This window comes from Streptomyces sp. NPDC034037 (assembly GCF_055575715.1).
Map to the genome: position 1 here is coordinate 413,329 of NZ_JBVISC010000005.1, position 17,905 is coordinate 431,233.

General features: G+C 69.8%; 16 protein-coding genes and 2 tRNA genes. 6 read left to right on the forward strand and 12 right to left on the reverse strand.

All coding sequences use genetic code 11. The features are described 5' to 3' along the window. The first annotated feature begins 61 nt into the window (after nt 1-61). The 3 genes from ACZ516_RS20140 (at nt 62) to ACZ516_RS20150 (ending at nt 3,013) form a co-directional block, all read left to right on the forward strand. Complete coding sequence (locus tag ACZ516_RS20140) at nt 62-757, forward strand: response regulator transcription factor (RefSeq protein ID WP_469011261.1); 696 nt, start codon at nt 62-64, stop codon at nt 755-757. Next, nucleotides 750-1,844, forward strand: a complete 1,095-nt coding sequence (locus tag ACZ516_RS20145; RefSeq protein WP_361081132.1) for a sensor histidine kinase — start codon at nt 750-752, stop codon at nt 1,842-1,844. The genes ACZ516_RS20140 and ACZ516_RS20145 overlap by 8 nt, the downstream gene beginning before the upstream one ends. 179 nt (nt 1,845-2,023) lie before the next feature. Beyond that, the gene (locus ACZ516_RS20150; protein ID WP_361081134.1) at nt 2,024-3,013 is read left to right on the forward strand and encodes a ribosome-inactivating family protein; all 990 of its coding nucleotides are present in this window, start codon (nt 2,024-2,026) and stop codon (nt 3,011-3,013) included. 97 nt (nt 3,014-3,110) lie between these two features. Here the strand turns inward: ACZ516_RS20150 and ACZ516_RS20155 are convergent. Further along, nucleotides 3,111-3,183, reverse strand: a tRNA-Ala gene (locus ACZ516_RS20155). Between the two features lie 182 nt (nt 3,184-3,365). Between ACZ516_RS20155 and ACZ516_RS20160 the strand changes: the two genes are divergently transcribed. Continuing rightward, nucleotides 3,366-3,914, forward strand: coding sequence for a helix-turn-helix domain-containing protein (locus tag ACZ516_RS20160; RefSeq protein WP_358578055.1), 549 nt, complete (start codon nt 3,366-3,368; stop codon nt 3,912-3,914). Between the two features lie 49 nt (nt 3,915-3,963). Then, entirely contained in the window at nt 3,964-5,118 is a 1,155-nt protein-coding gene (locus ACZ516_RS20165) for a serine/threonine-protein kinase (RefSeq protein ID WP_469011262.1), read from the forward strand. On the opposite strand, the gene ACZ516_RS20170 is transcribed toward ACZ516_RS20165, so the two are convergent. Together ACZ516_RS20170 and ACZ516_RS20175 are read right to left on the reverse strand one after the other, a co-directional pair. Continuing rightward, nucleotides 5,084-6,427, reverse strand: a complete 1,344-nt coding sequence (locus tag ACZ516_RS20170) for a hypothetical protein (protein WP_469011263.1) — start codon at nt 6,425-6,427, stop codon at nt 5,084-5,086. The two genes, ACZ516_RS20165 and ACZ516_RS20170, sit on opposite strands and share 35 nt — an antisense overlap. Nucleotides 6,428-6,675: 248 nt before the next feature. Beyond that, the gene (locus ACZ516_RS20175) at nt 6,676-6,804 is read right to left on the reverse strand and encodes a DLW-39 family protein (RefSeq protein ID WP_003999697.1); all 129 of its coding nucleotides are present in this window, start codon (nt 6,802-6,804) and stop codon (nt 6,676-6,678) included. Between the two features lie 314 nt (nt 6,805-7,118). Between ACZ516_RS20175 and ACZ516_RS20180 the strand changes: the two genes are divergently transcribed. After that, nucleotides 7,119-7,454, forward strand: coding sequence for a DUF6344 domain-containing protein (locus ACZ516_RS20180; protein ID WP_358578063.1), 336 nt, complete (start codon nt 7,119-7,121; stop codon nt 7,452-7,454). Nucleotides 7,455-7,556: 102 nt separating this feature from the next. Here the strand turns inward: ACZ516_RS20180 and ACZ516_RS20185 are convergent, their stop codons facing one another. From ACZ516_RS20185 to dnaN, 9 genes are all read right to left on the reverse strand, one after another. Next, nucleotides 7,557-7,916, reverse strand: coding sequence for a VOC family protein (locus tag ACZ516_RS20185; protein ID WP_358578066.1), 360 nt, complete (start codon nt 7,914-7,916; stop codon nt 7,557-7,559). 101 nt (nt 7,917-8,017) lie between these two features. Next, nucleotides 8,018-8,094: transfer RNA gene (locus ACZ516_RS20190), tRNA-Ile, on the reverse strand. Between the two features lie 98 nt (nt 8,095-8,192). Continuing rightward, nucleotides 8,193-8,846 carry a DUF3566 domain-containing protein gene (locus ACZ516_RS20195; protein ID WP_469011264.1) on the reverse strand — a complete coding sequence of 218 codons (654 nt, stop codon included), beginning with the start codon at nt 8,844-8,846 and terminating at the stop codon, nt 8,193-8,195. An 18-nt stretch (nt 8,847-8,864) separates the two neighbouring features. After that, on the reverse strand, nt 8,865-11,468 hold the full coding sequence (gyrA, locus tag ACZ516_RS20200; RefSeq protein WP_358578071.1) for a DNA gyrase subunit A: 2,604 nt from the start codon (nt 11,466-11,468) through the stop codon (nt 8,865-8,867). A gap of 43 nt (nt 11,469-11,511) precedes the next feature. Beyond that, the gene (gene gyrB, locus ACZ516_RS20205; RefSeq protein WP_358578074.1) at nt 11,512-13,581 is read right to left on the reverse strand and encodes a DNA topoisomerase (ATP-hydrolyzing) subunit B; all 2,070 of its coding nucleotides are present in this window, start codon (nt 13,579-13,581) and stop codon (nt 11,512-11,514) included. A gap of 265 nt (nt 13,582-13,846) precedes the next feature. After that, a complete protein-coding gene (locus ACZ516_RS20210) occupies nt 13,847-14,398 on the reverse strand; it encodes a DciA family protein (protein ID WP_469011265.1) in 552 nt (183 codons plus the stop codon). Next, complete coding sequence (gene recF, locus ACZ516_RS20215; protein WP_361081145.1) at nt 14,395-15,516, reverse strand: DNA replication/repair protein RecF; 1,122 nt, start codon at nt 15,514-15,516, stop codon at nt 14,395-14,397. Before recF ends, ACZ516_RS20210 begins: the two co-directional genes overlap by 4 nt. A 52-nt stretch (nt 15,517-15,568) precedes the next feature. Beyond that, nucleotides 15,569-16,444 (reverse strand): phosphogluconate dehydrogenase (NAD(+)-dependent, decarboxylating), encoded by an 876-nt coding sequence (gnd, locus tag ACZ516_RS20220; RefSeq protein WP_358578081.1) that lies wholly within the window; start codon nt 16,442-16,444, stop codon nt 15,569-15,571. 89 nt (nt 16,445-16,533) lie between these two features. Continuing rightward, on the reverse strand, nt 16,534-17,664 hold the full coding sequence (dnaN, locus tag ACZ516_RS20225) for a DNA polymerase III subunit beta (RefSeq protein ID WP_358696335.1): 1,131 nt from the start codon (nt 17,662-17,664) through the stop codon (nt 16,534-16,536). Nucleotides 17,665-17,905: the final 241 nt, after the last annotated feature.

Sequence of the window (17,905 nt, forward strand, 5' to 3'; positions counted from 1 at the left end):
TGCCACCACGTATGCGGTTTTCGATACACCGGCGATATGTGCCGGCTCGTAGCCTCGCTCCATGCGTGTGCTGATTGTCGAGGACGAGCCCTATCTGGCGGAGGCCATCCGCGACGGCCTCCGCCTGGAGGCGATCGCGGCCGACATCGCGGGTGACGGCACCACCGCGCTGGAGCTGCTGGCCGTCAACACGTACGACATCGCCGTCCTCGACCGCGACATCCCCGGCCCGTCCGGTGACGAGATCGCCAGGCACATCCTCGCCTCCGGCAGCGGCACACCGATCCTCATGCTCACGGCGGCCGACCGCCTCGACGACAAGGCCTCGGGGTTCGAGCTCGGAGCCGACGACTACCTCACCAAGCCGTTCGAGCTCCGGGAACTCGCGCTCAGGCTCAGAGCACTCGACCGCAGACGTGCCCACCACAGGCCTCCCGTACGGGAGATCGCGGGACTGCGTCTCGACCCGTTCCGCAGAGAGGTCCACCGGGACGGCCGCTACGTGGCACTGACCAGGAAGCAGTTCGCCGTGCTCGAAGTCCTCGTCGCCGCGGAGGGCGGTGTCGTCAGCGCCGAGGAACTCCTGGAGCGCGCGTGGGACGAGAACGCCGACCCGTTCACCAATGCCGTCCGCATCACCGTCTCGGCCCTGCGCAAACGGCTCGGCGAACCCTGGATCATCGCCACCGCCCCGGGTGCCGGCTACCGCATCGACACGGCGCCACGGGCCGCACACGAGGGGGAAGGCCGTGGATAGGCGGCCCGGCCTGAGCGTTCGCCTCAAGCTCACGCTCAGCTACGCCGGTTTCGTCATGCTCGCCGGTGCCCTGCTGCTCGCCGCCGTGTGGGTGTTCCTCCTGCAGTACGTCCCCGACGACTGGGACCGCAGGATGCTGCACGAGAACCCCAATCGCCAGCTCCTCATCGGCACCTTCACTCCGGCGGCAGCCGCGGTCCTGATGTTCCTGCTGGTCTTCGGCCTCCTCGGCGGCTGGTTCCTCGCGGGCCGCATGCTCGCCCCCCTGACCCGCATCACCGACGCCACCCGCATGGCGACGGACGGATCGCTCTCGCACCGCATCCGCCTGGAGGGCCGCAGGGACGAGTTCCGCGACCTGGCCGACGACTTCGACGCGATGCTCGAACGGCTCGAAGCGCACGTCGCGGAACAGCGGAGGTTCGCGGCCAACGCCTCGCACGAGCTGCGCACCCCGCTGGCGATCTCGAAGGCGCTGCTCGACGTCGCCCGCAGTCACCCCGACCACGACACCGGCGAACTCGTCGAGCGTCTCCACACCGTCAACAGCAGGGCGATCGACCTCACGGAGGCGCTGCTGCTGCTCGGCCGCGCCGAGCGGCGGGCCTTCGCCCGAGAACGCGTCGACCTGTCCCTCATGGCGGAAGAAGCCACCGAAACACTTCTCCCCCTCGCCGAGAGGCACCGTGTCTCCCTCGCCACCAGCGGTGACATCGCACCCACGACCGGCTCGCCGGCGCTCCTGCTCCAACTGGTCACGAACCTCGTGCACAACGCGATCGTCCACAACCTGTCCGAACGGGGCACCGTGTGGATCACCACCGCTGTCCGGCCCGAAATGGTGCTGCTCACCGTCGAGAACACCGGCGAGAAGCTCGCCCCGCAGCTGACCCCGACCCTCACCGAACCGTTCCGGCGCGGCACGGAACGCGTCCACACCGACCATGTGGGCGCGGGCCTCGGCCTGGCCATCGTCGAGACGATCACCCGTGCCCACGACGGCACCCTCACCCTCACCCCGCGCCCCGCCGGCGGCCTGAGCGTCACCGTCGAGCTGCCCGCGGCGCCCCCGCGTACCGCCTCCTGACCAAGGTCGGTGGAGCCACGGATCCGGGAACGGCACGGGGCATGTCACGGACATGCACGCAGGGACCAGAGCGCATGCACGGCAGGGCAACGGCGTGCCAGAAAGCGCACGCATGCTGAAGCGAACCGCGAGGGGATCGCAAACCCCGCCCACACCCGACCGACTGATGAGGGAACGCCGTGCTCAAGAGGACTGGCTTCGCGCTGGTGTCGATCACCGCCGCGACCGCACTGCTCACCCCGCCGGCCACCATGGCCTCGGCGACGACCGGCCCCGCCCACAGGACGACGGCGGTCAGCCGGCACCTCCAGCCGGCGGCGCCGACGGTGGTCAGCCGGGACCTCCAGCCGGCATCGCCGACGGCGGTCAGCCGAGACCTCAGGCCGGCGGCCAGGAGCAGCGCGGCGGCCCAAGAGAACTGGCCGGTCATCGACTGGGACATCACGGACATCACGGCCGGCCGGGGCGAGCACGCGAATCGCTACTGGAACCTGATCGACGCGATCCACCGCAACAGCTACGGCGACGCGACCGACACCGGCAGCGGCCTGGTCCAGCAGACCACCCGGAACACGAACCGGCTGATCCAGGTGCGGGTGCGGAACGAGGGGCGCGACCTCGTCTCTGTCTACCTGTGGGCCGACAACCTCTACGTCGCGGGCTTCTACTCGCCCGGCGCCGGCGTCCACTGGGCCTTCCAGGACGGCCGCCAGCAGCAGTTCCAGCAGGATCTGGGCGTGCAGGTGCGTTTCATGCCGCGCAACGGGAGCTACCTCAGCCTCAACGGCGGCAGCACGCGCGAGAACCTCTACCTCGGCTCCACCAACATCTTCAACGCGCTGTACGACCTGCACAACGTCCCCACGTGGAACGAGACGCGCGTCGACCGGGGCATGCTGATGGCCATCACCATCTTCTCCGAAGCCGCCCGCTTCGGCCCGATCTTCAACCGCGTCTACGGCAACATCAACGGCTTCACCAACTACCAGCTGAGCCATGACTACGCCGAAATGGAGAACCAGTGGGGAGCCCTCTCCCGGGCCGCCCACAGCTGGCGTGAGGGCCGCCCGGCCTCGGTGCGCCTGATCGGCAACAACGTCACCAGCTTCGACCGGCTGCGCCAGGTGGTCGGCTTCGTCGAGCTGCACGGCTCGGAGGCGCTGCTCTAGAGCCTTGACCGCGGCACCCCGGGGCAGCCGCGGGCCTGTGGACACGGAAAAGCCCCTCCGACCCGCGTTCGCGCAGTTCGGAGGGGCTCTCGGGCTGTGGAGCCTAGGGGAGTCGAACCCCTGACATCTGCCATGCAAAGACAGCGCTCTACCAACTGAGCTAAGGCCCCGAGAACGATGCGCCGGGCCGCGAGGACCGCCTTCCGGCGTGCACCGCAGACCAGAGTACCGGGTCACCCCCCGGATCTCGCAAAAGGATTGGGGGTCCCGGTCGACGACCACGCTCCGTAAGATGCACGACGTGGTTCGCGGCAGCGAACCGCGGTCTTAGGGGAAGCGATGGGGAGACGCAATGGACGCCGCACAGCAGGACACCACCGCGAGAGCACGGGAGCTCCAGCGGAACTGGTACGGGGAGCCGCTGGGGGCGCTCTTCCGTCGACTCATCGATGATCTGGGCCTCAACCAGGCGCGTCTCGCCGGGGTCCTCGGCCTGTCCGCGCCCATGCTGTCCCAGCTGATGAGCGGTCAGCGCGCCAAGATCGGCAACCCCGCGGTCGTCCAGCGTGTGCAGCTCCTCCAGGAACTGGCGAGCCAGGTCGCGGACGGCAGCGTGAGCGCCGCCGAGGCGACCGACCGCATGGACGAGATCAGGAAGTCCCAGGGCGGCTCCGTGCTCACCAACACCTCGCAGACGGCGACCGGTTCGGGTGCGCCCACGGTCAAGCGCGTGGTGCGCGAGATCCAGTCGCTGCTGCGCTCCGTCGCCGCCGCCGGCGACATCATCGACGCCGCCGACTCCCTCGCCCCGACCCACCCGGAGCTGGCAGAGTTCCTCCGGGTGTACGGCGCCGGACGCACCGCGGACGCGGTGGCCCACTACGAGGCGCACCAGAGCTGAGCCGTCGACCGGGCCGCCGCACGGCCCGGAAGGGGAGCGGAGCGCGACCATGGGTGAGGTCTTCGCCGGCCGGTACGAACTGGTCGACCCGATCGGACACGGGGGAGTCGGAGCGGTCTGGCGCGCCTGGGACCACCGGCGGCGCCGCTACGTGGCCGCCAAAGTGCTGCAACAGAGCGACGCGCACACCCTGTTGAGGTTCGTGCGGGAGCAGGCCGTCAGGATCGACCACCCGCACGTGCTCGCGCCCGCCAGCTGGGCCGCCGACGACGACAAGGTCCTGTTCACCATGGACCTGGTCGGCGGCGGCTCGCTGGCGCACCTCATCGGGGACTACGGACCGCTGCCGCACCGTTTCGCCTGCACGCTCCTCGACCAGCTCCTCTCCGGTCTCGCGGCCGTCCACGCCGAAGGTGTCGTCCACCGCGACATCAAGCCGGCCAACGTCCTGCTCGAAGCCACCGGCTCCGGACGCCCGCACCTGCGTCTGTCGGACTTCGGCACATCCATGCGCAAGGGCGAGCCGCGCCTGACCGCGACCGACCATGTCATGGGCACGCCCGGCTACTTCGCTCCCGAGCAGCTGCTGGGCGCCGATCCGGACTTCACCGCCGACCTCTTCGCCGTCGGCCTGGTGGCCCTGTACGTCCTGGAGGGCGCGAAACCGGACGCCACGGCACTGATCGCACACTTCGCCGCGTACGGCACGCCCTGCGCGCCACGGGGCGTGCCGGAACCGCTCTGGCAGGTCATCGCCACCCTGCTCCAGCCCGACCCCAGGGCGCGGTTCCGCACCGCCACCGGGGCGCGCAAGGCGCTGGCGTCCGCCGCCGAGCTGCTGCCGGAGCCGGGGTCGGACGCCGAGCCCGTCCAGATCTTCGACCACCTTCCGCCGCTGCCCACGGGGTACGCCTCTACTGGCCCCACCGGTCACACCGACCTCATGCGTCCCACCAGCCCCGCCGGACACACCGGCCCTGCCCGCCCCCCAGCCACCCTCAGTCACGGCTCCCGACCGCCAGGCCCCGCACCGGCGACGCACCGCGCCCCCGCCTTCGGGACCCACAGCTACGTATCGCCACCGCCCTCCACGCCCCCCACGGCCGGCCCACCACCCCACCCGCCCGCGAAGATCGCCGTCCCGATGCTGCTCATCGCGCTGCTGTGCCTCACCGTGGGCGTGTGGGCCCTGACCCGGCTCTGACGGCGAAACGCGTCGCCCTGCGCCGCGCGACCAGCGTCCACACGCCGAGGACGCCCAGCAGACCCGCCCCGGTCCCGATCCCACCGACGGCGAGCACCACCATCGCCGTGTCGTCGTCATCGTCCCGCTCCGTGACGCCGAACTCCCCCGCGGGTACGGGCGATCCCGCGTACGCCGGCCCCGGGCGCGCGGCCCCTTCGACGGATATTCGGAGTGTCAGGTCGAGCGGCCCCTCGCCGGACACCTCCGCGACCCGCGGGCTGAGGTGGACCGACAGGTAGTACCAGCCGGCGAACCGCACCGCGGCCACCCTGTCGGCCGGCGCGAAGCGGTTCTCGTACGCGACCGGAGGCAGCGGGTCCAGTGCCACCGACTTCTGCTTGCCGTCGTACGCCGTGTCCTCGTCGTCGACCTCCGCGCGCACCGGGTTGGACAGCGCCACGACCAACGCGGACGAGACGTACCCCCTACCGCGCCCGGAGCCGCGTACCGTCCCGTTCCGCTCGCCCCGCCCGCTCGAACTGCCCAGCTCCGCGCCGACGGAGAGGCGCTGCCCCCAGTCGACCGGCACCCGGTAGAAGAGCGTTCGGCCGGGTGCGATCCGGTCGCCCCAGACCCCCGTACCCAGCGCGCGGGCCCCGGAGAAGCCCGGCCCGCCCGCGCGGCTCCTCCGCTCACCGGTCCGGGGCGCGGGGGTGGCGGAATTCCAGGAGCGGGGCGCTCGCGTCGCTCCCGCCGACCGCAGCGCGGGTTCCGTCGCGACCCGAAGCTCCAGCCCCCAGTCACCCCGGGAGGACTCAGGCTCGCTCATCCGCTCGACGAGCACGTAGTACGTGCCGGCCCCCGCGCAGCTCCTCTCGTCGGGCCCGACCCGGCGCGCCGCCGTGGCGGTGACGGGGCGCGGGCTCTCCGAGGCCCCGAACCTCGCCTTCCGCGCCTCCCGGGGACTGCAGTTGGCGCCGTCGGCGTCCTGCACGGAGACCTTGAGGCCATCGGCGTAGGAGACCTTCTCGGCCACCCCCGGCACCGCGGTGACCGCCACGTAGGCGCTCTCCTCGGCCGTCAACTCCAGGCGGTAGAAACGCTGCCCCGCGCGCGGGAGGGAGCTCAGGTACGTCTTCCCCGGGCTGAGCCGGTGCCCCGCCGCGTTGCTCGTCGCGCCGTCGATCGTTTCGGCGTCCTCGGCGAAACCGTACGGAGAGGACGCGCCCGCCGCCACCGTCTGAGCCGGGGGCAGCACTCCGGTCACACACAGCGCGGCCCCCACCGCCAGCGCCGCGCCCCTGCCCCCGCCAAGCCGCCGCCCCATCCCGCGCCACCCCTCGTCGCGAAGTCGGCCGTCCCGCCCGGACCGCCCGGGCCCATCCGCCCCGAGCGTCCTGCCCGCCGGGCGCCCCGGGGACACCACCACGACTCCGCCGTCACCGCAACCGCGCCACCACCAACCCCCACATTCGCTCCCGCAAGCAAATCCTTTACGGGAGCGAACTCACCGCACAGCACAAAACCCCGGCCGCATCAGCGACCGGGGCCTGTGAAGTGACTGGTGTCGATGACTCACGAACCCGTGGGCACGGAGTCAGTCGCCTCCGTCCACAGATCCTGCTCGGCGCGATCCGCCTGGATCTGGCGGTACACGAGGAGCCCGCCGATGGCGGCCAGTGCGACCAGGAGAAGCTTCTTCACCGCGCGACCTCGTCTTTCCTTGACGTAGGGGACTTCTGGCGCCCGACTATACACACCGACCGATATCGATCGGTGACCTGGATCCGACCCCCAACTTCCGCCCCCGACACAGCAGTCCAAACGGACTTCGGCGCTCCGCCGGCCTCGCCCCACTGTGGCGTTCGCCGCTCCGCGCCCTTTCTCGGGGCCCTTGGGGCCATCCGGGTGGTGTTCATCTGAACATCGGCGCCGCGCGGGCGTCGGTCCGTCGTTATCGACCCCACATACACATCATGAGGAAAGTACGCAAATCGCCCAACCCGAATTGAGGGGTCATGACCGGCAACAAGGCCATGAAGCTGTGGACCACGATCGTCACCGCCTTCCTCGCGCTCTTCGCGGCGCTCGGACTCACCACGACGGCCACCGCGGCCACGGCGGTACAGGAGACCACGAACGCTCGCAACGCCACGGAGTGCGCGCCCACGCCGGCTCTGGCCGCCCTCTGGACAGCCGCGTACGAACGTTCGTTGCCCCCGACGATGAAGCAGCGCATCCGCGCCGAGGCCCACGGGTCGTCCCCCAGCTGCCGGCACCTGCCCCCCGCGGACACGGAAGCCGAGGCCGGGACGGCCACCGCCCATGAGCCAGGGCTCGCCTCGGAGCCGTAACCCGGACTGGGCACCCCCCACAGGCGTCCGAAGGCCCCCCAGCCACACAGGCTGGGGGGCCTTCGCGCGAACGGACGGGCCGGCCGAGGGCGCGCGGTGCAGTCAGCTCGCCTGGCGCCGCTGACCGAGGACGCAGAACTCGTTGCCCTCGGGGTCCTCCAGGACCACCCACGACTGCTCGCCCTGGCCGATGTCGACGCGCTTCGCGCCGTGCGCCTCCAGGCGGGCCACCTCGGCGGCCTGGTCGTCGGGCCGGAAGTCGAGATGCAGCCGGCTCTTCGCCTTCTTGTTCTCCTCGACCCGGACGAAATCCAACCCCGGCAGGCGATCCGGCGCCGGGCGGATCTCGAACTCATCGTCATCGGAGTGGACGACGACCCAGCCAAGAGCGTCGGCCCACCACTGCCCCAGGGCCGCCGGATCCACCGAATGAACGATTACCTGTTCCCATTCCAAGGTCATCCGCAGAGCGTAGTGCGACCGAGGTTCGACGACAGTGAGTTGTTCAGGGCGACCCCACACGGCAAAAACCCCCGACCGTATTCGGCCGGGGGTTTTCGTACTGGTGGGGCTAACAGGATTTGAACCTGTGGCCTCATCCTTATCAGGGATGCGCTCTAACCAACTGAGCTATAGCCCCGCCGCGCTTCGGAGTATGTCCCGCGCGCTGACCCCTGAAGATTAGCGCACCTGGGGGCCAGTCCCAAAATCGGTGCTCCGGCCCCCGACGCGACCCCGTTACTCGTCTTCCGCCAGCGTCAGCTCGATGCCGCCCACGAAGCCCGCGGAGAGGTTGTAGATGAACGCCGCGAGCGTCGCCAGCGCCGTGGCCAGGATGACGTCGATGACCGCGATGATCGAGGTGAACGTCAGGACGCGCGGCAGCGACAGGAAGGACTGCAGGTCGAAGCCGTTCGACTCGTTCGAGCCCGTCGCCTCCGAGATCGTGCCGCCCACCGTCGAGAAGACGCCCATCGCGTCCATGACCATCCACAGCACGGCGGCCGCGACGATCGTGCAGATGCCGAGGGCGATGGAGAGCAGGAAGCTGACCTTCATGACCGACCACGGGTCGGCCCTGGCCACCCGCAGCCGCGCCTTGCGCGTGCGCGGCACCGTGCGCGTGCCCGGCCGCGGCTTGCGCGCCGCGCCCCCCTTGGCGCCCTGCTGGTACGCCTGCGGCGGGTGGTACGGCTGAGACGCCTGCGTCTCGGGCCTGCGCTCCCCGGGCAGCGCCCCGCCCGACGTGTCGGCGTCTCGGGTGTCCGTCACAGTTCCCCCCTGGGATCCATGAGACTCGTCGGAGTCGTGGGCATCTGTGGCGGAGCCACGGGCACCGTCCCTACCGGTAGTGCCGGCCCGCTGGGCCTCGGCGCCCGTGGCTTTACTCACGATCACTCACTCCTCGCGCTACTCGGCCGAGGAGTCCGTGCCCTCGTCCGTACCGACGGCCGGCTCGATGCCGTCCGGGTCGTCGACGACGATGTCCCCGTCGACTTCCTCGGCCTCGCGGCCGGCCTCGGCGTTACGAGCGATGCCGACCACGGCATCGCGCTTGCCCAGGTTGATCAGTTGGACGCCCATGGTGTCACGGCCCGTCTCCCTGACCTCGTTGACTCGCGTACGAATCACACCACCGCCCAGCGTGATGGCGAGGATCTCGTCCGTCTCCTCGACCACCAGGGCGCCCACGAGTTCGCCGCGGTCCTCCACGATCTTGGCGGCCTTGATGCCCAGGCCACCGCGACCCTGCACGCGGTACTCGTCGACATTGGTCCGCTTCGCGTACCCACCGTCGGTGGCGGTGAAGACGAACGTACCGGGCCGGACGACATTCATCGAGAGCAGTTCGTCGCCGTCGCGGAAACTCATGCCCTTCACACCCGACGTGGCGCGGCCCATCGGGCGCAGCGCGTCGTCCGTTGCGGTGAACCTGATCGACTGGGCCTTCTTGCTGATGAGCAGCAGGTCGTCCTCGGCCGACACCAGCTCGGCGCCGATCAGCTCGTCGTCCGAACCGTCGTCCGTCTCGCGGAGGTTGATGGCGATGACACCGCCCGAGCGGGGCGAGTCGTAGTCCTTCAGCGGGGTCTTCTTCACGAGGCCGCCCTTGGTGGCGAGCACCAGGTAGGGCACCGCTTCGTAGTCGCGGATCGCGAGGATCTCGGCGATCTGCTCGTCCGGCTGGAAGGCGAGGAGGTTCGCCACGTGCTGGCCGCGGGCGTCGCGGCCGGCGTCAGGCAGCTCGTACGCCTTGGCGCGGTAGACGCGGCCCTTGTTCGTGAAGAACAGCAGCCAGTGGTGCGTCGTCGACACGAAGAAGTGGTCGACGATGTCGTCCTGCTTCAGCTTCGTGCCGCGCACGCCCTTGCCGCCGCGCTTCTGCGAGCGGTAGTCCTCGGTCTTGGTGCGCTTGATGTAGCCGCCGCGGGTGATCGTGACGACGATGTCCTCTTCGGCGATCAGGTCCTCCATGGACATGTCGCCGTCGAAGGGCACGAGCGCGGAGCGACGGTCCTCGCCGAACTTGTCGACGATCGCCGCGAGCTCGTCGCTGATGATCTGGCGCTGCTTCTGGGGCGAGGCCAGGATCGAGTTGTACTCGTTGATCTTGGCCTGGAGCTCGTCGTGCTCGGCGACGATCTTCTGGCGCTCCAGGGCGGCGAGCCGGCGCAGCTGCATCTCGAGGATGGCGTTGGCCTGGATCTCGTCGATCGAGAGCAGGCCCATGAGGCCCTCGCGCGCGACGTCGACGGTCTGGCTGCCGCGGATGAGCGCGATGACCTCGTCGATGGCGTCCAGGGCCTTGAGCAGGCCGCGCAGGATGTGCGCCCGCTCCTCGGCCTTGCGCAGCCGGAACTTCGTGCGCCGGACGATGACCTCGACCTGGTGCGTCACCCAGTGGCGGATGAACGCGTCCAGCGAGAGCGTGCGCGGCACCCCGTCGACCAGGGCCAGCATGTTGGCGCTGAAGTTCGACTGGAGGTCGGTGTGCTTGTAGAGGTTGTTCAGCACGACCTTGGCGACCGCGTCCCTCTTCAGGACGATGACCAGGCGCTGGCCGGTGCGCGAGGACGACTCGTCGCGCACGTCGGCGATGCCGCCGACCTTGCCGTCCTTGACCAGGTCGGCGATCTTCTGCGCGAGGTTGTCGGGGTTGGTCTGGTAGGGCAGCTCGGTGACCACCAGGCACTGGCGGTTCTGGATCTCCTCGACCGCGACGACCGCGCGCATCGTGATGGAGCCGCGGCCCGTGCGGTAGGCCTCCTCGATGCCCTTGCGGCCCACCACGAGGGCGCCGGTCGGGAAGTCGGGGCCCTTGATGCGCTCGATGAGGGCGTCCAGCAGCTCCTCGTGCGAGGCGTCGGGGTGCTCCAGGGCCCACTGCGCGCCCGCCGCGACCTCGCGGAGGTTGTGCGGCGGGATGTTGGTGGCCATGCCGACCGCGATGCCCGCCGAGCCGTTGATCAGCAGGTTCGGGAAGCGCGCCGGCAGGACCGTCGGCTCCTGGTTGCGGCCGTCGTAGTTGTCCGTGAAGTCGACGGTGTCCTCGTCGATGTCGCGGACCATCTCCATGGCCAGCGGCGCCATCTTGCACTCGGTGTACCGCATGGCGGCCGCCGGGTCGTTGCCCGGGGAGCCGAAGTTGCCGTTGGAGTCCACCAGTGGCATCCGCATCGACCACGGCTGGGCGAGGCGCACCAGGGCGTCGTAGATCGAGGAGTCGCCGTGCGGGTGGTACGTGCCCATGACGTCGCCGACGACGCGGGCGCACTTGTAGAAGCCCTTCTCGGGGCGGTAGCCACCGTCGTACATCGCGTACAGGACGCGGCGGTGGACGGGCTTCAGGCCGTCGCGTACGTCGGGCAGCGCGCGGGACACGATGACGGACATCGCGTAGTCGAGGTAGGAGCGCTGCATCTCCGTCTCGAGCCCGACGGGCTCGACACGCATGCCCACACCGGGAACGACAGGTTCCTCTTCGGGCGTCACAGGGGTGTTCTCGTCGGCCATTGCTGGTCAAAGTCCTTTCGAGGTGCGGCTTGTACGGGCCGACTCAGATGTCGAGGAAGCGAACGTCCTTGGCATTGCGCTGGATGAACGAGCGCCGTGCCTCGACGTCCTCTCCCATCAGCACCGAGAAGAGGTCGTCGGCCTGTGCCGCGTCGTCCAGGGTGACCTGGCCGAGCACGCGGTGCTCCTGGTCCATCGTGGTGATGCGCAGCTCCTCGGCGTTCATCTCGCCGAGGCCCTTGAAGCGCTGGACCGAGTCGTCCCTGATGCGCTTGCCGGCCTGGCGGCCGATCTCCACGAGGGCGTCGCGCTCGCGGTCGGAGTACGCGTACTGGAAGTCGTCCCGCGACCACTTGATCTTGTACAGCGGCGGGCGCGAGAGGTAGATGTGACCGTTCTCGACCAGCGGCCGCATGAAGCGGAACAGGAACGTCAGGAGCAGCGTGTTGATGTGCTGGCCGTCGACGTCGGCGTCCGCCATCAGGATGATCTTGTGATAGCGGAGCTTCTCGATGTCGAAGTCCTCGTGCACACCGGTGCCGAAGGCCGAGATGAGGGCCTGGACCTCCTGGTTGTGCAGGATCTTGTCGATGCGCGCCTTCTCGACGTTCAGGATCTTGCCTCGGATGGGCAGGATCGCCTGGTACATCGGGTCGCGGCCGGACTTCGCCGAACCACCGGCGGAGTCACCCTCGACGATGAAGATCTCGCACTTCGTCGGGTCGTTCGACTGGCAGTCGGAGAGCTTGCCCGGCAGGGACGCCGTCTCCAACAGGCCCTTGCGACGGGTCAGGTCGCGCGCCTTGCGGGCGGCGACGCGGGCCGTGGCGGCCTGGATGCCCTTGCGGATGATGTCGACGGCCTCGTTGGGGTTGCGGTCGAACCAGTCCGTGAGGTGCTCGTGGACGACCTTCTGCACGAAGGTCTTGGCCTCCGTGTTGCCCAGCTTGGTCTTCGTCTGGCCCTCGAACTGGGGCTCGCCCAGCTTCACCGAGATGATCGCCGTCAGACCCTCGCGGATGTCCTCGCCCGTGAGGTTGTCGTCCTTCTCGCGCAGCAGCTTCTTCTCGCGTGCGTAGCGGTTCACCAGGCCCGTCAGCGCGGCCCGGAAGCCCTCTTCGTGCGTGCCGCCCTCGTGCGTGTGGATCGTGTTCGCGAAGGAGTACACGCCCTCCGTGTACTGCGAGTTCCACTGCATCGCGATCTCGACCGAGAGCAGGCGCCCCTTGTCCTCGGCCTCGATGTCGATGACGGTCGGGTGGATGACCTCGCCCTTGCGGGAGTTGAGGTACTTCACGAAGTCGACGATGCCGCCTTCGTAGTGGTACGTGACCGTGCGGGCCTCGGCGGCCTCGTCGTCGGTCGCCTCGGCCGAGTCCGCACCCGCCGTGGCCTTCGCCGACTCGCGCTCATCAGTGAGTTTGATCGTCAAACCCTTGTTGAGGAACGCCATCTCCTGGAAGCGCCGCGCCAGCGTCTCGAAGGAGTACTCGGTGGTCTCGAAGATGTCGCCGTCGGCCCAGAAGGTGACCGAGGTGCCGGTCTCGTCGGTCGCCTCGTGCCGCTCCAGGGGGGCGGTCGGGGCACCCGTCTTGTAGTCCTGCGTCCAGCGGTAGCCGTCCGTCTTGATCTCGACGGAGAGCTTGGTGGACAGGGCGTTCACGACGGAGACGCCGACGCCGTGCAGACCACCGGAGACGGCGTAACCGCCGCCGCCGAACTTGCCGCCCGCGTGCAGCACGGTCAGCACGACCTCGACGGCCGGCTTCTTCTCGACCGGGTGGATGCCCACCGGGATGCCACGGCCGTTGTCGATCACGCGCACGCCGCCGTCGGCGAGGATCGTGACGTCGATCGCGTCCGCGTGGCCGGCGAGGGCCTCGTCCACGGAGTTGTCCACGACCTCCTGCACCAGGTGGTGCAGACCGCGCTCACCGGTGGAACCGATGTACATGCCGGGTCGCTTGCGGACCGCGTCCAGACCCTCGAGGACGGTGATCGCGCTGGCGTCGTACGAGGGCGGGGCCTCGACGGTCTCGCCGGCGGCGGTGGACGGGATGTTCTCGTTGGGGTTGCCGGAATCGGCCACGAAGCGCCCTTTCTGGCACAGCACAAGCCAAGCTCCCGGCGGTGGCCGGAGCGGCTGCGTCGTTCAGCGATAGTCAGCGTTGCTCGGTGCGTCCCACAAGTGGGGCGGGATTAGCTTCCAGTCTACCGGTAGCACTGACATTGATGGGGGCTTGCCGGTACCTGAGTCCTCATGTGCCGCCCTGAACCGGACTCGGCCGACTCCCCATATACGGAACGGGGCTCCAGAGGGCTCACAGCGGCACTCAGCGCTTCGGGCCGTCAACCCCCAGCAACCGCCACCGGCAGGCTCAGCCGTAGGTGTCGCCGGGGCCCGTGCTGCCCGGTGCGCGCAAGGGTCCGAAGCGGTGCGCGGGGCCCCCGGGGCCGAGGACCTTGATGAGGCGCACGGTGCCGTGGCCCAGGTCCTCGTTGAGCCGGGCGACCAGCTGGGGGGCCATGAGGCGCAGCTGGGTGGCCCAGGCCGTGGAGTCGCACTGCACGGTCAGGACGCGCTCGTCCTCGTCGTACTTCTGCGGGACGCAGTGCTTGGCCAGGTCGTCGCCGACGATCTGCGGCCAGCGGCCCATCACACCGCCGACCGCGGCCGGCGTCTCCCAGCCGCGCTCGGTGATCAGCCGGTTGATGGCGGAGCCGAGCGGCAGCGGATCGCGGCCGTCGGCGCGGGCCCCGGAGCGCAGTCCGCCGCGGCGGGCCTGCTTCTTCTGCTGCGCGGCGTCCCCACGCGCGCGTGCCTGTTCTTTCGCGGCGCGCAGGGCGACGCGGGCGAGGTCGACGCCGGAGGGCTCGGGCGTCTTCCGCGGCCCCTCGGGCTCGCCCTTGGCGGGCTTCTCCTGGCTCATACGCGGTCCACCGCCCCATCCGCCACCGCGAACCGCGTGCCTGCCAGCACGCCCGGGACGTCGTCGTCCACCGCGGCCGTGACCAGCACCTGCTCCCCGGGGGCCACCAGTTCCGCTAGCCGTTCCCGGCGGCGGGCGTCCAACTCCGCGAAGACGTCGTCGAGGACGAGCACCGGCTCATTGCCCTCGGCCCTGAGCAGGTCGTACGAGGCCAGGCGCAGCGCCAGGGCGTACGACCAGGACTCACCGTGGCTCGCGTACCCCTTGGCGGGGAGCTGGCCCAGCTTGAGCAGCAGGTCGTCGCGGTGCGGGCCGATCAAGGTCACGCCCCGCTCGATCTCCTGCTTGCGCGCCTCCTCGAGGGCGGCGATCAGCTGTCCGTAGAGCGCCTCGCGGGTGTGGCCCTCACCGGGCGCGGAGGGCTTGTACTCCAGGGCGACGGGCCCGCCGCCGGGGGCCAGCTGTTCGTACGCCTTGTCGGCCAGCGGCTGGAGCGCCGAGATCAGATCGAGCCGCTGCGCCAGCAGCTCGGCGCCCGCGCGCGCGAGGTGCTGGTCCCAGACGTCGAGCGTGGACAGGTCCATGGAGCGTCCGCCGTGGCGCCGGGCGAGCGCGGCCGACTTCAGGAGGGTGTTGCGCTGCTTGAGGACCCGGTCGTAGTCCGAGCGGACGCCCGCCATGCGCGGGGAGCGGGCGGTGATCAGCTCGTCGAGGAAGCGCCGCCGCTCACCGGGGTCACCCTTGATCAACGCCAGGTCCTCGGGCGCGAAGAGCACCGTGCGCACGATGCCCAGCACGTCCCGCGGCCTGACCTGGGAGGACCGGTTGACGCGGGCGCGGTTCGCCTTGCCGGGGTTCAGTTCGAGTTCGATCAGCTGCTGCCGCTCGCCCTGGCGGACGTTGGCCCTGATGACGGCCCGCTCGGCGCCCATGCGCACCAGGGGGGCGTCCGAGGAGACGCGGTGGCTGCCGAGTGTGGCGAGGTAGCCGACGGCCTCCACGAGGTTCGTCTTGCCCTGGCCGTTGGGGCCCACGAACGCGGTGACGCCCGGATCGAGTGGGACCTCGACCCGGGCGTACGACCGGAAGTCGGCCAGCGACAGATGCGTGACGTGCATGGTGTGCGCCGACCTCCCCCGGCAAGCCCGTGCTCGACGCACAGGCTGTGGATTACTTCTTCTCGACCGCGTGGCCGCCGAACTGGTTGCGCAGCGCGGCGATCATCTTCATCTGCGGGGAGTCGTCCTGGCGGGACGCGAAGCGGGCGAAGAGGGACGCGGTGATCGCCGGGAGCGGAACCGCGTTGTCGATGGCCGCCTCGACGGTCCAGCGGCCCTCTCCGGAGTCCTGCGCGAAGCCGCGCAGCTTCTCCAGGTGCTCGTCGTCGTCCAGCGCGTTGACCGCGAGGTCCAGCAGCCAGGAACGGATGACCGTGCCCTCCTGCCAGGAACGGAAGACCTCGCGCACGTCCGTGACCGAGTCGACCTTCTCCAGCAGCTCCCAGCCCTCGGCGTAGGCCTGCATCATGGCGTACTCGATGCCGTTGTGGACCATCTTCGCGAAGTGGCCCGCGCCGACCTTGCCCGCGTGCACCGAGCCGAAGTCACCCTCGGGCTTGAGCGCGTCGAAGACCGGCTGCACCTTGGCGACGTCTTCCTTGTCGCCGCCGTACATCAGGGCGTAGCCGTTCTCCAGGCCCCAGACGCCTCCGGAGACACCGCAGTCCACGAAACCGATGCCCTTGGCCTTCAGCTCCTCGGCGTGCTTCTCGTCGTCCGTCCAGCGGCTGTTCCCGCCGTCCACGACGACGTCGCCGGGCTGGAGGAGCTCGGACAGCTCGTCGATGGTCGACTGGGTCGCGGCACCGGCCGGGACCATCACCCACACGACCCGCGGGCCCTTGAGCTTGCCCACAAGCTCTTCGAGGCTGTGGACATCGGCGAGGTCCGGGTTGCGGTCGTATCCGATGACGGTGTGACCTGCGCGGCGGATGCGCTCGCGCATGTTGCCGCCCATCTTGCCGAGGCCGACGAGACCGAGCTCCATCAGTGGTTCCTTCACTAGCGACGTGGCGTTACGGCACTTTCGTACCTGCGTCCGAGCCTACGCCCGGACGCACGCACACACCTGTGGGCTCAGCCGCTCAGACGTACCGGCATGATCAGGTACTTGTAGGCGTCGTCCGCCTCGGCGTCCAGGGCCGGCCTGCCGCTCAGCAGCGCCGGCTTCGTGGAGGTCGTGAAGGACAGCTGGGCGACCGGGGAGTCGATCGCGCTCAGGCCGTCGAGCAGGAACGTCGGGTTGAAGGCGATCGAGATGTCGTCGCCCTCGAGCTGGGCGTCGACCCTTTCCACAGCCTGTGCGTCGTCGCTGGAGCCGGCCTCCAGGATCAGCACCCCCTGCTCGAAGCTGAGCCGCACCGGGGTGTTCCGCTCGGCCACCAGGGCCACACGCTTGACGGCCTCCACGAAGGGGGCGGTCTCGATCACGGCCACCGAGTTGAACTCGGTCGGGAACAGCGTGCGGTACTTCGGCAGGTCGCCTTCGAGGAGACGCGTGGTCGTACGCCGGCCCGCTCCCTCGAAACCGATCAGGCCCTCGCCCGCGCCCGAGCCGGACAGCGCCAGGGTGACCGTGTCGCCGCTCGTGAGCGCCTTGGCGGTGTCCAGGAGCGTCTTGGCCGGGACCAGGGCGACGGCGGACGCCTCGGGGTCCTCCGGCTTCCACAGGAACTCGCGGACCGCGAAGCGGTAGCGGTCGGTGGAGGCCAGGGTGACCGTGTCGCCCTCGATCTCGATGCGTACGCCGGTCAGCACCGGCAGCGTGTCGTCGCGGCCCGCGGCGATGGCCACCTGGGCGGCGGCGGAGGCGAAGACCTCACCGGGGACGGTGCCCGTGGCGGTCGGCATCTGCGGCAGCGCGGGGTACTCCTCCACGGGAAGCGTGTGGAGTGTGAAGCGCGAGGAGCCGCAGACCACCGTCGCCCGTACACCGTCTGTGGAGATCTCCACCGGGCGGTTGGGGAGCGCTCGGCAGATGTCCGCGAGCAGCCGGCCGGAGACGAGGACCGTGCCTTCCTCGTCCACCTCGGCGTCCACCGAGACGCGTGCCGAGACCTCGTAGTCGAAGCTCGACAGGCTCAGTGCGCCTTCCTCGGCCTTCAGCAGCAGACCTGCGAGGACGGGCGCAGGCGGCCGGGCCGGGAGGCTGCGCGCCGCCCAGGCCACCGCCTCCGCGAGTACGTCGCGTTCAACCCGGATCTTCACCGTAAGCCGCCCTCCTGCTGTTGCTGGCTGCTCTCGCCCGCTGGGCCTGTGGCCCTCGTCGTCTGACTCGGTGTCTCTCAGCCATGCCGTGGGAAGGACACCGGGGTCCAGTCTGACGCACCGCACTGACAGTCGGTGCCCGTCGGGGTCAAGTCGTGGCGAGCGGCCTCGGAGCTCCGCGGGGCGAGTTGTGCACAGGCCCCACTTCCAAACGATTTCCCCGGACTCTCTAGTTGGGAGT

Bases quoted from the DNA above. Each gene is read 5' to 3' on its own strand.
- gyrA (WP_358578071.1), bottom strand. From the start codon at position 11,468: ATGGCCGACGAGAACACCCCTGTGACGCCCGAAGAGGAACCTGTCGTT.
- ACZ516_RS20170 (WP_469011263.1), bottom strand. From the start codon at position 6,427: ATGGGGCGGCGGCTTGGCGGGGGCAGGGGCGCGGCGCTGGCGGTGGGG.
- ACZ516_RS20185 (WP_358578066.1), bottom strand. From the start codon at position 7,916: ATGACCTTGGAATGGGAACAGGTAATCGTTCATTCGGTGGATCCGGCG.
- ACZ516_RS20180 (WP_358578063.1), top strand. From the start codon at position 7,119: ATGACCGGCAACAAGGCCATGAAGCTGTGGACCACGATCGTCACCGCC.
- ACZ516_RS20210 (WP_469011265.1), bottom strand. From the start codon at position 14,398: ATGAGCCAGGAGAAGCCCGCCAAGGGCGAGCCCGAGGGGCCGCGGAAG.
- ACZ516_RS20160 (WP_358578055.1), top strand. From the start codon at position 3,366: ATGGACGCCGCACAGCAGGACACCACCGCGAGAGCACGGGAGCTCCAG.
- recF (WP_361081145.1), bottom strand. From the start codon at position 15,516: ATGCACGTCACGCATCTGTCGCTGGCCGACTTCCGGTCGTACGCCCGG.
- ACZ516_RS20165 (WP_469011262.1), top strand. From the start codon at position 3,964: ATGGGTGAGGTCTTCGCCGGCCGGTACGAACTGGTCGACCCGATCGGA.
- gnd (WP_358578081.1), bottom strand. From the start codon at position 16,444: ATGGAGCTCGGTCTCGTCGGCCTCGGCAAGATGGGCGGCAACATGCGC.
- ACZ516_RS20140 (WP_469011261.1), top strand. From the start codon at position 62: ATGCGTGTGCTGATTGTCGAGGACGAGCCCTATCTGGCGGAGGCCATC.